12 protein-coding genes are annotated in these 13,485 nt (G+C 70.4%); 3 read left to right on the top strand and 9 right to left on the bottom strand.

All coding sequences use genetic code 11. The features are described from left to right. From ACQ4L4_RS14915 to ACQ4L4_RS14940, 6 genes are all read right to left on the bottom strand, one after another. Positions 1 to 1,194, bottom strand: a complete 1,194-nt coding sequence (locus tag ACQ4L4_RS14915) for an MFS transporter (protein ID WP_431099728.1) — start codon at positions 1,192 to 1,194, stop codon at positions 1 to 3. Beyond that, entirely contained in the window at positions 1,191 to 2,594 is a 1,404-nt protein-coding gene (locus ACQ4L4_RS14920; protein ID WP_431099729.1) for a DNA recombination protein RmuC, read from the bottom strand. The genes ACQ4L4_RS14915 and ACQ4L4_RS14920 overlap by 4 nt, the downstream gene beginning before the upstream one ends. A 13-nt stretch (positions 2,595 to 2,607) precedes the next feature. Continuing rightward, complete coding sequence (locus ACQ4L4_RS14925) at positions 2,608 to 3,591, bottom strand: 2-hydroxyacid dehydrogenase (RefSeq protein WP_431099731.1); 984 nt, start codon at positions 3,589 to 3,591, stop codon at positions 2,608 to 2,610. Between the two features lie 120 nt (positions 3,592 to 3,711). Further along, entirely contained in the window at positions 3,712 to 4,455 is a 744-nt protein-coding gene (locus ACQ4L4_RS14930) for a nitroreductase (protein ID WP_431099732.1), read from the bottom strand. Continuing rightward, positions 4,452 to 4,922 (bottom strand): acyl-CoA thioesterase, encoded by a 471-nt coding sequence (locus ACQ4L4_RS14935; protein WP_431099733.1) that lies wholly within the window; start codon positions 4,920 to 4,922, stop codon positions 4,452 to 4,454. The genes ACQ4L4_RS14930 and ACQ4L4_RS14935 overlap by 4 nt, the downstream gene beginning before the upstream one ends. 28 nt (positions 4,923 to 4,950) lie before the next feature. Then, positions 4,951 to 5,940 (bottom strand): histone deacetylase family protein, encoded by a 990-nt coding sequence (locus tag ACQ4L4_RS14940; RefSeq protein WP_431099734.1) that lies wholly within the window; start codon positions 5,938 to 5,940, stop codon positions 4,951 to 4,953. A gap of 220 nt (positions 5,941 to 6,160) precedes the next feature. Here ACQ4L4_RS14940 and phaP point away from each other — a divergent pair, with 220 nt between their 5' ends. Beyond that, the gene (gene phaP / locus ACQ4L4_RS14945; RefSeq protein WP_431099735.1) at positions 6,161 to 6,718 is read left to right on the top strand and encodes a TIGR01841 family phasin; all 558 of its coding nucleotides are present in this window, start codon (positions 6,161 to 6,163) and stop codon (positions 6,716 to 6,718) included. Positions 6,719 to 6,970: 252 nt separating this feature from the next. Here the strand turns inward: phaP and ACQ4L4_RS14950 are convergent, their stop codons facing one another. Continuing rightward, a complete protein-coding gene (locus tag ACQ4L4_RS14950; protein ID WP_431099736.1) occupies positions 6,971 to 7,687 on the bottom strand; it encodes a TetR/AcrR family transcriptional regulator in 717 nt (238 codons plus the stop codon). Between the two features lie 289 nt (positions 7,688 to 7,976). Here ACQ4L4_RS14950 and ACQ4L4_RS14955 point away from each other — a divergent pair, with 289 nt between their 5' ends. Next, the gene (locus ACQ4L4_RS14955; RefSeq protein ID WP_377161234.1) at positions 7,977 to 8,546 is read left to right on the top strand and encodes a YdeI/OmpD-associated family protein; all 570 of its coding nucleotides are present in this window, start codon (positions 7,977 to 7,979) and stop codon (positions 8,544 to 8,546) included. 97 nt (positions 8,547 to 8,643) lie between these two features. On the opposite strand, the gene ACQ4L4_RS14960 is transcribed toward ACQ4L4_RS14955, so the two are convergent. Beyond that, entirely contained in the window at positions 8,644 to 9,627 is a 984-nt protein-coding gene (locus tag ACQ4L4_RS14960; protein WP_431099737.1) for a patatin-like phospholipase family protein, read from the bottom strand. Positions 9,628 to 9,744: 117 nt separating this feature from the next. Between ACQ4L4_RS14960 and ACQ4L4_RS14965 the strand changes: the two genes are divergently transcribed. Beyond that, complete coding sequence (locus tag ACQ4L4_RS14965; RefSeq protein WP_431099738.1) at positions 9,745 to 12,138, top strand: penicillin acylase family protein; 2,394 nt, start codon at positions 9,745 to 9,747, stop codon at positions 12,136 to 12,138. Positions 12,139 to 12,229: 91 nt separating this feature from the next. On the opposite strand, the gene pncB is transcribed toward ACQ4L4_RS14965, so the two are convergent. Beyond that, on the bottom strand, positions 12,230 to 13,447 hold the full coding sequence (gene pncB, locus ACQ4L4_RS14970; protein WP_377161228.1) for a nicotinate phosphoribosyltransferase: 1,218 nt from the start codon (positions 13,445 to 13,447) through the stop codon (positions 12,230 to 12,232). Positions 13,448 to 13,485: the final 38 nt, after the last annotated feature.

Below are 13,485 nucleotides of genomic sequence, written 5' to 3' on the forward strand. Positions count from 1 at the left end.
TCAGCGCGGAGGGGCCTCGATCTGACGCGCGGCCCATTGCGCGCCGATCAGCACCGACGCCATCAGCCACAGCGGCGCGGCCGCGACGCTCGCCGCGGCCAGCACGCCGAAGCCCAGCGGCATCGCCACGGTCGCGCCGTTGGCCGCCAGCATCCGCAGGCCGAGCGCCTGACCGTGGCGGTCCGGCGGCGTCACCTGATGCATGGTCGCGAGCACCATCGGCTGCACCGCGCCGAGCGCCAGTCCCAGCACCGCCGAACCGAGCATCAGCCCGAGCGTGCCCGGCAGCCACGCATAGACGATGAGCGTGAAGGTCGCGACCGCCATCGCGAGGCGCAGCGCCTTCACGTCGTCGATCCGGTGGGCCCAGCGCACGATGGCCAGGCGGACCAGCGTCGCTGCCGCCGCGAAGCTACCCAGCACCAGGCCGATGCTCGACGCCGACAGCCCCTTCGCGTGGCCCACGACAGGCACGACGAAGCTGTGGGCGTCCCAGCACGACGACATCGCGACGTTGACGATCAGCAGGTTGCGCAGGCCGCGGTCCTTCAGCAGGTCCCACGCCGGACGCGGTTTGACGCCGACGGCGGCCGGCGCGGGCGCATGACGCGGCACGCGCCGCGCGACCGCCCAGGCCGCGAGCGGCAGCAGCGTCGACAGCACCAGCGCGGCCGTGAACCCGGCCGTGTCGATGACGATGCCGGTGATGACCGGCGCGACCGCATTGGACAGCGCCGGACCGAGCGCCACCCAGCTGAACACGCGCTTGAGCTGCGAGGCGTCGCGCGCCATCAACCCCGCCTCGCGCTGGATCGCCACGGCCGCGACCGCCACCGCGCCGCCGCACAGCAGGCAGCCCAACGCCAGCAGCCAGATCCAGCCCAGCACCTGCGCGACCAGCGCCAGCACCGCGCCGGCGAAGGCCATCGCCACGCCGATGCCCACGGGGCGATGGAAGCCGTGGCGATCCGCCAACCGGCCGGCCCAGAGCGACAGGCCCAGCGGCGCGACGGCGAACAGGCTGAGCAGCACGCCGACGAAACCGCCGCCGTAGCCCTGGTGCAGCACCCACAGCGTGGCCGCGACGCGCGTCGTCGCCATGCAGGCATGCACCGCGACCAGCGACGCGATCACGGCCACGAAACCGGCGCTCAGTCCGGTGTAGCCCTTCGTCGCCGACGCGTCATCGTTCATCCCGCGGCGCCTTCGTCCTCGAGCTCGGCATCGCCCCCGGTTCCGATGCCGGCGCCGATGCCGCCTTCGCCCAAGGCGCCGGCCCCCAGCTTCAGCACGCGCGCGGCCTGGTCTTCGGGCAGGGCCTCGACGGACTTCAGCTCACGGGTCATGACACGGGTGCGCCGCTCGGCGAGCTCGATGTTGTTGCTGGCCTCGTCGAGCTTCTTCTTCGTCTTGGCCAGCACGTCGCCGAACTTGCCGAACTCCGTCTTGACGGCACGCAGCACGTCCCACACCTCCGCGGAGCGCTTCTCCAGGGCCAGCGTGCGGAAGCCCATCTGCAGGCTGGACAGCGTCGCCAGCAGCGTCGTCGGGCCGACCAGCATCACCTTGTGCTCGCGCTGCAGGGCCTCGCTCAGGCCGGGACGGCGCAGCGCCTCGGCGTACAGGCCCTCGGTCGGCAGGAACAGCAACGCGAAGTCGGTCGTGTGCGGCGGGCCGAGGTACTTCTCCCGGATGCTCTTCGCCTCCAGCCGCAGCCGGGTCTCGATCGCACGGCCGGCCAGTTCCGCCGCGGGCGCGTCGGCGCGCTCCTGGGCGTCGAGCAGGCGCTCGTAGTCCTCGCGCGGGAACTTCGCGTCGATCGGCAGCCAGATCGGCTGGCCGTCGTCGCGCTGGCCCGGCAGCTTGAGCGCGAACTCGACGCGGGCGCCGGTACCCGGCACGGTCTCGACGTTCGAGGCGAACTGCTCGGGCGTGAAGACCTGCTCCAGCAGCGCCGCCAGCTGCACCTCGCCGAAGATGCCCCGCGTCTTGACGTTGGTCAGCACGCGGTTCAGCGAGCCGACGTCGCGCGCCAGCGTCTGCATCTCGCCCAGGCCGCGGTAGACCTGCTCCAACCGCTCCGCGACCTGCTTGAAGCTCTCGCCCAGGCGATGCTCCAGCGTGGCGTGCAGCTTCTCATCGACGGTCGCCCGCATCTGCTCGAGCTTCTTCTCGTTGTCCTGCTGGATGGATTGCAGACGCGCCTCCACCGTGCGACGCGTCTCGGCCATGCCGGCCTCGTTGCGCTGGGCGAGGGCCTGCAGCTGTTCGGTCAATGCGGTCGTCATGCGGGACGCGGCAGCGTCCTGCGCTTCACGCGCGTTCGCGGCCTGCTGCGCCAGCACCTGCTGGAACTGCGTCAGCGTCGCCAGCGTCTCCTGGCGCAGCCCGGTGTTGCCGCGATTGAGTTCGTCGCGCAGCGCGCGCTCCAGGCGATCGAGCCGCTCGCCCGTCTGCTGCAGGAGCGGCGCGAGCACCGCGTCGGGATCGGTGCGAATGGGCCGCCGGAACAGAAGGGCCGCGAGCAAAACCAGGACAACGAAGATCAGGATCAGGCCCGCGAGGACCACGATCATCGGGAGCGGCAGATTCATGCGTCCGATTCTCTCAGCGCTTCAACACCTCGGGATTCAGCGCCGTCGGCGGCACGCCGCCGGTCAGCGCGGCGATCAGGTTGTCGACGGCCAGATCGCTCATCGCGCGACGCGTCGCGATCGTGGCGCTGGCGATGTGGGGCGTGAGCACGACGTTCGTGCAGGCGAGCAGCGCCGGGTGCACCGTCGGTTCGCCTTCGAACACGTCCAGGCCCGCGGCAGCGATGGTGCCGGCCTGGAGTTCGGCGGCCAGCGCCGCGTCGTCGACGACGCCGCCACGCGCGATGTTGGTCAGCGTCGCGGTCTTCTTCATCAGGCGCAGCTCGCGCTGGCCGATCAGGTGGTGCGAGGACGCGCTGTACGGCACGACGATGACCAGGTGGTCGGCGCGCTGCAGCAGCTCGTCCTTCTCGACCCACTGCGCGCCCAGCGGTCCTTCCTGGTCCGCCGGCAGCCGCGAACGGTTGTGATACAGCACCGGCATGCCGAAGCCGAGATGCCCGCGCCGCGCGATCGCCGCGCCGATGCGGCCCATGCCGAGCACGCCCAAGGTCGCGCCGTGGACATCGGCGCCGGCGAACATCGTCACCGACCACTGCTTCCATTCGCCGCGACGCAGGAAGTGTTCGCTCTCGGTGATGCGGCGGGCCGTGGCCATCATCAGCGCGAAGCCGAAGTCGGCGGTGGTCTCGGTCAGCACGTCCGGCGCGTTGGTCACGACGACCCCGCGCGCGGTGCAGGCCGGCACGTCGATGTTGTTGTAGCCGACGGCCATCGTGCAGACGGCCTTCAGCTCGGGACAGGCGTCGAGCAGCGTCGCGTCGATCTTGTCGCCGCCGGCGATGTACGCGCCGGACTTGCCCTGCAGACGGCGGATCAGCTCGTCCTGCGACCAGCCGGTGTCGCTGTCGTTGGTCTCGACCTCGAAGTGCGGGCGCAGCCGGTCGACGATGTCGTCGAAGGTCTTGCGGGCCACCAGGACGCTGGGCTTGCTCATGGACGCATCTCCTTGCAGGGAAGCGCCAACTGTAGGACGGACGGGCGCCGCGCCCGCTCACGGATCGCCCACGAATCCGTCGCGCCCCGCCGCCGGCCGGCGCGATTCAGCGCCGACGGGTCATTCGAGGAAGCGGGTGAACGACGCGACCGGATCGCGCTCGGTGACCAGCGTGTTCTCGACGGCCGCCGGATCCGCGTAGCCCAGGGACATGCCGCAGACCAGCTGCTGTTGCGGCGACAGGCCGAGCTCCTCCGCGATCACGCGGTGGAACTGGGTGAACGCCGCCTGCGGGCAGGTGTGCAGACCGCGACCGCGGGCGGCGACCATGAGGTTCTGCAGGAACATGCCGTAATCCAGCCAGCTGCCCTGCTGCATCACCCGGTCGATGGTGAACATCAGGCCGACCGGCGCGTCGAAGAAGCGGTAGTTGCGGCCGTGCTGCTCGTGCATGCGCAGCTTGTCGCCCTTGGTGATGCCCAGCAGGCCGTACAGGTCCCAGCCGACCTTGCGGCGGCGGTCGATGTAGGGCGAGATCCACTCGCGCGGGTAGTAGGCGTACTCCTCGCCGTGGGTGGCGAGTTCCTCGGGATCGTCGTACGCCGCCTGGATGCGCGTGACCAGCCGGTCCTTGGCCGCGCCCGTCAGCACGTGGACCTGCCAGGGCTGCGTGTTCGTGCCCGAGGGCGCGCGGGCCGCGACGGCCAGCAGCTCCTCGATCAGCGCGCGCGGCACCGGCGTCGGCAGGAACGCGCGCATCGAATGCCGCGTGACGATCGCGGCCTCGACGGCGGCGGACTGCTCGGGCGTGGGCGGGACGAAAGGATCGGGGAAGGAGGCGGGGAAGGAAGCGGGGAAAGTCATGGCATCTCCACCGCGCTGAGCGCTTTCACGTAGGACTCGGGCAGTTGCGCCACCGGGCGTCGCGTCTCGCGATCGACATACACATGGACGAAATGGCCGCGCGCCGCGCACAAGGGCTCGCCTTCGGCGAACAGGCCGATCTCGTAGCGGACGCTGGAGCGGCCGCGCCTGGCCACCCTCAAGCCGGCCTCCACATGCTGCGGGAAGGCCAGCGACGCGAAGAAGTTGCAATGCGTCTCGATGACGAGGCCGATGACCTCGCCCTGGTGCAGGTCCAGCGCGCCCTGCTCGATCAGATAGCGGTTCACCGCCGTGTCGAACAGGCTGTAGTAGACGACGTTGTTCAGGTGACCGTAGACGTCGTTGTCCATCCAGCGCGTCGGGACCGGCAGGAAGCGGGCGAAGGCCTCGCGTGGCTCGGGGGCCGGACGGGCCTCGGCGGCGGAAGCGGTGGTGTCGGCGGTCATGCGCCGATTCTTCCACCGGCGCGCGGGGTCAGGTGTCGCGCGGGCTACTGCCGGTGGACGTGGCGGGTGTCCGATTCAAGTCGGCGTGCCGCCACCGCTCCCAGGCACGCGCGGCGGCGTCCAGCGTCCGCATCTGCACGTCGACGGTGACGTTCAGGTCTTCGCCGTAACCGCCGGCCATGCTCAGCGCGACCGGGATGCGGCGCTCGAACAGGGCCTCCAGCACCAGGCGGTCGCGGCGCAGCAGGCCGTCGGCACTGAGCTTGAGCCGGCCGAGCCGGTCGCCCTCGTGCGGGTCGGCGCCGGCGAGGTAGAAGGCCAGACCGGGCGGCCGGTCCGCCATCCGTCGCCAGACCTCGGCGAGCGCCGCCTCCAGCGCGTCGAGGTAGACCGCGTCGCCGCAGGCGTCGGGCAGGCCGACATCCAGGTCGCTGGACTCCTTGCGGAAGGGAAAGTTCTTGTCGCCGTGGATCGAGAGGGTGAACACGCTGTCGTCGTCGCGGAAGATGCTCGCCGTGCCGTTGCCCTGGTGGACGTCCAGGTCGACGACCAGCACGCGCAGTCCCGGTCCCCCGGGATGTCGACGGTGCCATTCGGCCTGCATCAGCCGCGCCGCGACGGCGACGTCGTTGAACACGCAGAAGCCGCTGCCCTTGTCCGCATACGCATGGTGCGTGCCGCCCGCCAGGCTGGCGGCGACGCCCTCCTCCAGGGCGGCGCGCGCCGCGGCGATGGTCGCCCCCACGGAGCACATCGAACGCCGCGGCAGCCCCGGCGCCCAGGGAAAGCCGATCTCGCGCTGCGCCGCCGCGCTCAGGGTGCCGTGCAGGACCGCGTCGATGTAATCGGGCGTGTGGACCAGTGCCAGCGCCTCCGTCCCGGCGGCTTCCGCCACCTGGGGCCGCATCACGCCCGGGTTCCGCTCGACCCGCTCGCGCAGCATCTGGTACTTGGATTGCGGGAAGCGGTGACCCGGCGGGAGCGCCAGCGTCAAATGGTCGTAATGGAAGGCGAGCATGGTCCGACCCTAGCAGAGGGCCCGGAACCCCGCTCCGGCAGGCGTCCAGGGCGCTGCGGGAAGGCCGGTGGCCGAACTTTGCTGCAATGCACAAAAAAGGCTTGCAATCATCGGACGCGGTCCTATACTGATTACATGCTGCACCGCAACAAATGTGTGGCGACGGCGCTCAGCCCGCCGCGTTGTCCCCGGCTGACCTCATTCCTTAAGGAGATTTCGCATGCTGACTGCTGACCAAGTGCTCGACCAACAAAAGAACCTGCAAGCCTCGTGGTTCGGCCTGACCGCCAAGGCCTTCGAAGGCTATGAAAAGCTGGTCGAGCTGAACCTGCAGGTCGCCAAGACCGCGCTCGGCGAAGCCGCCGAAACCGCCCAGCAGGCGATCACGGTCAAGGATCCGCAAGAGCTGTGGGCCCTGCAGGCCGCGCTGCTGCAACCGTCGGCTGAAAAGGCCGTCGCCTACAGCCGCCACCTGTACGACATCGCGACGTCGACCTCCTCGGAGTTCGTCAAGCTGGCCGAGTCGCAAGTGGCTGACGCCCAGGTCAAGTTCGGCGCCGTCGTCGACAACGCGACCAAGAACGCGCCGGCTGGCACGGAAAATGCTGTTGCTTTGGTGAAGTCGGCGGTCGCCGCGGCCAACAACGCTTACGAAAGCCTGCACAAGGCCGCCAAGCAAGCCACCGACATCGCGGAATCCAACTTCAACGCCGTGACCAACACGGCGGTGAAGGCGACCCAGAACGCCACCCGCAGCGCCAAGCGCGCCACGGCCTGAGCGAACGAGTTGCCGTATCGGTTGTCTCCTCGGTACCCAAGGAAGTCAAGCTTCCCAAGTGCCCTTCAAGCCCAGCTTCATGCTGGGCTTTTTTTCGCCTGTACGGATCGGATCGCCGCGGTCTCCGCGCGGCGCCTCTTCTGCCGCGCCCCACGGGGCGTCACGGGCACCGGGATGGTGCTCCGGCAATCGCCCAGGCGCCCGCGTGATGGGCACGTGATGGACGCGTGACGGCGCGTGAGCCCGCGGGCTTCAGTCCGCGGCCGTCGGTGACGCCGCCGGCGCGGGGGGGACGGTGGCGCCTGCGGCGAACCGCGCGTACTGGTCCGTCACATCGCGCAGCACGCCCTGGACGGTGAACTCGCGCAGCGCCTCGCGATCGTAGAGCGGGTAGCGCGGCAGGCCGATCACCATCATCAGGTAGCCCATGGTCCGCACCGACATCTGGTCGCACATCGAGCGGATCGCGACCTCACCCGGCTCGAAGCCGTCGGGCGCGCAGGCGGCGACACGTTCCCGCATCAGCCCGAGCAGCCGGTTGTACACGGGCTGCTGGGCCTGGCCGATCTCCTCCAGCGTGCCGGTCTGCGTCAGCGACATGTAGATCATGCGGAACTGCTCCGGATGCCGCTCCCAGAAGTCGAGCAGGCAGCGCGTGTGCGCCTCCAGCACCTTGCGCGGCCCGCGCTGGTCCTTGGAGGCATCCAGCAGCTCGTCGGTCAGCGACTCGAACACCTCGATCCACAGGCCGTCCAGCAGCGCCTTCTTGCTCTCGAAGTAGCTGTAGATCGCCATCGTCGAGATGCCGAGCTCATGCGCCAGCCGGCGCATGCTGAGCGCTTCGACGCCTTCGTCGCGGTAGATCTTGCGCGCGCGCTCCAGCATCTCGCGCTTGAGCGCGGCCATCTCGGCCGGACCGCGCCGCAGCCGGGGCCGCTCGCGGTCGGAGTCCTGATCGTTGTTTCGCACGGCGTTCCTGTCTCTGAAGGTTATTGTCAGCGTACGTTATCTCATGCCAGGGACCACATCAAATACTCACGAACCCTGGTTGTTAAGCATCATTGCTGTTCGCGTACGAGTACGACAAGTACGGCAAACGGCATGCGCGCGCCAGTTGGGCGGGTTCCCCTGCGGGACCTCGAATCGGCATCGCCGCGCGCCGCGCCTTCGATCCACCAGGAGGTTCTCGCCGCGCCGCGGGCGTACCGGCTGCTGCGGACAGAGGGCAATGCACGCGCCAGCGGCATACTGGCGCCCCATGGCCACCCGCACCCCGATCTTCTTCGCCAGCGCCGCGGCGTTCCGCGCCTGGCTCGACGAGCATGCCGCCACGGCCACGGAGGTCCTGGTCGGCTTCCACAAGCGCGCGACCGGCGAGCCCAGCCTGGCCTGGCCCGAGTCGGTCGACGAAGCGCTGTGCCACGGCTGGATCGACGGCGTGCGCACCCGCATCGACGACAAGCGCTACAAGATCCGCTTCACGCCGCGCAAGGCGGTGTCGATCTGGAGCGCCGTGAACATCGGTCGCGCCGAGGCGCTGATCCAGGAGGGCCGGATGAAGCCCGCCGGCCTCGCGGCGTTCGAGCGCCGGCAGGAAGAACGCTCGCGCGTCTACGCGTTCGAACAGCCCAAGGAACTGGTCGAGCTCTCGCCGTCGCACGAGGTCATCTTCATGCGCGACGCCAAGGCCTGGGCCTTCTTCCAGGCGCAGCCGGACGGCTACCGCCGCACCAGCATCTGGCACATCCTCAGCGCGAAGAAGCCCGAGACGCAGCTCGCGCGCCTGGACAAGCTGATCGAGGCGAGCGCGCGCGGCGAACGGCTCTGAGCCGTGCGACGGCGGCCCCGCTCCGCCACCGTCGCCGATCCGATCAGCGGCACAGGGGCCGTGCCGAGGCGGCGCTCAGCGCGTCCTCAGCGCGTCCTCAGCGCGTCTTCGCCGCGATCTTCCTGCGGATCTCCGGCAGCATCGCCGTTGCCACCTCGCGCCCGAGCGTGATGGCGCGGCGGCGCGTGGTGAAGTCCGAGCCGCTGAAGCCGTCCAGCTTGGGCCGCAGCACGACGTCCGCGCCCTGCAGCTCGTACTGGTTGATCGACTTGCCCATGATCGAGAAGGTCTGCAGCAGCATGCGCATCGCATCGCCGGGGATCTTGGGATCGGGCGGTTCGCCGATGTCGACGGCGATGACGAACTCGGCGCCCATCTGCTTGGCGAAACGCACCGGCACTGGCGCGACCAGGCCGCCGTCCACGTACTCGCGGTTGCCGATCTTGACCGGCTGGAACACCGCCGGCACCGCGCTCGACGCGCGCACCGCGGTGCCCACGTCGCCCTGCCGGAACAGGATCGGCGAGCCGTCGCCCAGGTCCGTCGCGACGATGCCCAGCGGCAGCGGCAACTGCTCCAGCCCGCGGTTGCCCGTCATCTGACGGACGTAGCGCGCCAGCGCCTCGCCGCGGATCAGGCCGCGCATCGGGAAGGTCCAGTCGGTGATGGCGCCCTCGTCCATCGCCTCGGCGACGGTCTGCAGCTCCTTGCCGGTCCGACCTGCCGCGTACAGCGCGCCGACCAGGCTGCCGGCCGACGTGCCGCAGACGAGGTCGACCTTGATGCCGTTCTCCTCCATCACCTGGATCACGCCGATGTGCGCGAAGCCGCGCGCGGCGCCGCCGCCCAGCGCCAGGCCCACGCGCGGCGGCTTGGGGATCGGCTTGGGCGTGACGGGCGTCGGCAGCTCGGGGTCGGGTGTTGCCACGACCGGAGGAGGCGCCGAGGACGGCGTGAGCGTCGAGCACGCGCTCAGCGCGCTCAACCCGAGCGCGCCGGCGGCGGTCAGCCAGCGTCGGCGGGAAGGCAACGCCGGCAGGGCGGGGACAGGCTTGGTATGGTCGCGGTCGTCTCGGGGCATGGCGCGGGATTCTAGGGAAGCTCTGTAGCAATGCTGTTGCAGCGCGCACGCACAATCGCGGCCCGAAATCAGGACCCGACATCGAGGCCGCCATCAGGGCCCGGAGCAGGAGAGCACATGAGTGGAAAGAGCGCGCTGCGGCGCTGGACCGTGCGGAGCCTGGTCGGGCTGCCGTTCCTGCTGGTGGCGCTGGTCATCGCGGCCTGGGCCTGCGTACGCGCCAGCCTGCCGCAGCTGGAGGGCGACGCCGGGATTCCCGGTTTGAGCGCGCCGGTCAGCCTGGGTCGCGATGCGCTGGGCACGCTGGTCGTCGAGGGCCGCACGCGGCTGGACGTCGCTCGCGGGCTGGGTTTCGCGCATGCGCAGGAACGCTTCTTCGAGATGGACCTGACGCGCCGTTCCGCGGCCGGGGAGCTGTCCGCGCTGTTCGGCGCCAAGGCGCTGGAGCGCGACCGCGCCCGCCGCGTCCATCGCCTGCGCGCGCGGCTGACCGACCGCTTCGAAGGACTGTCCGGCGAGGACCGGCTGCTGCTGCTCGCGTACACGGAGGGCGTCAACGCCGGCCTCCATGCGCTGCCGATGCGCCCCTGGCAGTACCTGCTGCTGCGCGCCCGGCCGCAGGACTGGGCGCCGGTGGACTCCTTGCTGGTGATCTCGGAGATGTACTTCATGCTGCAGTCCGGCAGCTTCGAGGCGGGCTTCGACCGCGCGACGCTGCGCGAGCACGCCGGCGATGCGCTCTTCGACTGGCTCAGCCCGCGCGGCGGTCGCTGGGACGCGGCGCTCGACGGCAGCCAGTTGCCCTCGCCGCCGATGCCGACGCCGGAACAGCTCGACGTGAGCCAGGCCCGCGCCCCGGCGACGCCCGCCACGCCGGCCAGCGCACCCGCCAGCATCCCGGCGGGCACGCCGGCCAGCGCCCGCTCGAGCGGAGAGTTGCCGGTCCTGGGCAGCAACCAGTGGGCGGTCGCCGGTTCCCGCTCGACGCATGGCGGCGCGATCCTGGCCGACGACATGCACCTGGGCCTGGGCGTGCCCAGCATCTGGTACCGCGCGCAGTTCCAGATCGGCGCCGGACCGGGCGGCCTGCGCGCGGCGGGCGTGACGCTGCCCGGCCTGCCGGCGCTGGTGGTGGGCTCCAACGGGGCCGTCGCCTGGGGATTCACCAATGCCTACGGGCAATGGTTCGACTGGATCGAGGTCCCGCCCGATGCGAAGGTCTCGACGCGCACCGAAACGATCGAGGTCCACGGCGGTCCGGCGGTGACGCTGGACGTGAACGAGATCGACGACGCGCCGATCGTGACCGTCGACGGCGGACGCCGTTTCGCGCTGCACTGGATCGCGCACCAGGGCGCGGCCTACAACCTGGAACTCGACCGCATGCTGCAGGTGCGCCACGTCAGCGAGGCGCTGGCGCTCGCGCAACGCGCCGGCATGCCGCACCAGAACCTGCTCGCCGCCGATCGCGACGGCCAGATCGGCTGGACCGTCGCCGGACGCCTGTGGGCGCAGCCGGCCCTGCCCGAGGGCTACGGCCGGTTCATCGCACCGTCGGCGATGCGGCGCGACTGGCTCGATCCGGATCGCGCGCCGCAGGTGCTCTCTCCCGCCCAGGGTCAGTTGTGGACCGCCAACAACCGCCAGCTCGACGGCGCGCCGGGCGAGCTGCTGGGCGACGGCGGCTTCGACCTGGGGGCGCGCGCGCAGCAGATCCGCGACCGGCTCTCGGCCCGGGAGAAGCATGACGAGGCCTCGATCGGCGCCATCCACCAGGACGACGAGGCGCGCTTCATGAAGACCTGGGCGGCACGGCTGCTGGCGGCGTCCCGCACCGATGCCGGCGCCAATCCGACGCATCGCGCCTTCGTGCAGCTGCTGGAAAACTGGAACGGCCGCGCCGATGCGGATTCGGCGGCCTACCGGCTGGTGCGCCAGGCGCGCCTGCGGGTGCTGGACACCTTGTGGGATGCGTGGACGCTGCCGGCGCTCGGCGAGCGGCAGCTCGACCCGGCACGGCGCATGCGCTGGCGCAACCAGTTCGAGTACAGCGCCGCGCGCGCCGTCGACGAGCGGCCGCCGCACCTGTTGCCGGCCGCGTTCGCGAGCTGGGATGCGCTGCTGCTGGCGCAACTGGACGGCGCGGCCCGCGAGATCGCGCCGGACGGCAACCTCGGCGGCGCCACCTGGGGCGCGCAGAACGCCAGCCGCATCCAGCATCCGCTGGCCAAGGCCATCCCGGCGCTGTCGCGCTGGCTCGACATGCCGTCGCTGCCGCAGAGCGGCGACAGCAACCTGCCTCACGTCGCCGGACCCGCGTTCGGACAGTCGGAACGGCTGGTCGTGTCGCCGGGCCGCGAGGAGCAGGGTTGGCTGTCGATGCCGGGGGGACAGAGCGGTCATCCGATGTCGCCGTTCTACGGCGCGGGGCATCAGGACTGGGTCGAAGGCAAACCCACGCCGCTGCTGGCCGGTCCCGTCGTCCATCGGATCACGGCGCATCGCGACTGAGCGGCGCGCGTCCGGCCGGCCGCGCGCCGACAGAGGTCGACGCCGTGGTCTCGCACCGGCGCGTCAGCCGTGAGCCGTGAGCCGTTAGCCGTTAGCCGTTAGCCGGCTTCACGTTGAACACCTGCCGCAGGTAGGCCAGGAAGGTCTGGTCCTCGCACATGGTCTTGCCGGGACTGTCCGAGAGCTTGGCCACCGGCTGACCGTTGACGTGGGTGAGCTTGATGACGATGTTGAGCGTCGGCAGGCCCACGTCGTTGCTCAGCTTGGTCCCGATGCCGAAGCCCAGCTGGACGCGGTCCGCGAAGTGCCGGTACAGCGCCAGCGCCTTGGGCATGTCGAGCGCGTCGGAGAACACCAGGCGCTTGGTGTTGGCGTCGATGCGCAGCTGGTCGTAGTGCGCCAGCGCCTTCTCGCCCCATTCGACCGGATCGCCCGAATCGTGGCGCAGTCCGTCGAACAGCTTGGCGAAGTAGAGATCGAAATCGGCCAGGAACGCGTCCATGCCGATGACGTCCGTCAGCGCGATGCCCAGGTCGCCGCGGTACTCCTGGACCCAGTCCTCGAGCGCGGCCTTCTGGTGGTCGCGCAGCCGCACGCCGGTCGCCTGGTAGGCCTGCAGGTACTCGTGCGCCATCGTGCCGATCGGCACCAGCCCGAGCTCCTTGGCCAGCAGCACGTTGGAGGTGCCGCGGAAGGTCTCCGGCAGCTCGTCGCGCAGCGTGCGCAGGACCTCCTCGTGCCAGGCGCCGGAGAAACGCCGCCGCAGGCCGAAGTCGAAGAACTGGAACGGGTGGCGGCGCGGCGCCTCGTCGCGCGCGAAGGTCCGGATCGAGGCGATCTTCTCCGCCAGCCGTCGGCGCCCCTCCTCGATCGCGGCCGCCTGGTCGAAGCGACGGAAGTACAGCTCGTTGACCATCGCCAGCACGAAGATCTCGAAGGCCATCACGTGGACCTGCGGGCCGCGCACGACGATGTCGAGCTTCTCGCCGTCCGCGCGCACCGTGATGAACGCGCGCTGGAAGCGGAAGATGCGCAGCAGGTCGATGAAGTCCGGCTTCATGAAGCGCAGGCCGCTCAGGTACTCGAGCTCGTCGGCGCGGAAGGTCAGCGCGCAGAGGTGGTCGATCTCGCGCTCCAGGTCAGCGACCAGTTCCGCCAGCGGGTACTGCGGCGTGTTGCGGCAGGCGAAGCGGTACTCGGCCTGCGCCTGCGGATAGCGATGCAGCATCGCCTGCCACATCGTGAACTTGTAGAGATCGGTCTCCAGCAGGCTGCGGATCACGGGGGCAGTGGCGTCGGGACGGCTCATGGGCGGGGACTGTACCCGGGGGCCGCTCAGCTCGGCGA

This window comes from Roseateles noduli (assembly GCF_050626985.1).
GTDB lineage: Bacteria > Pseudomonadota > Gammaproteobacteria > Burkholderiales > Burkholderiaceae_C > Roseateles > Roseateles noduli_A.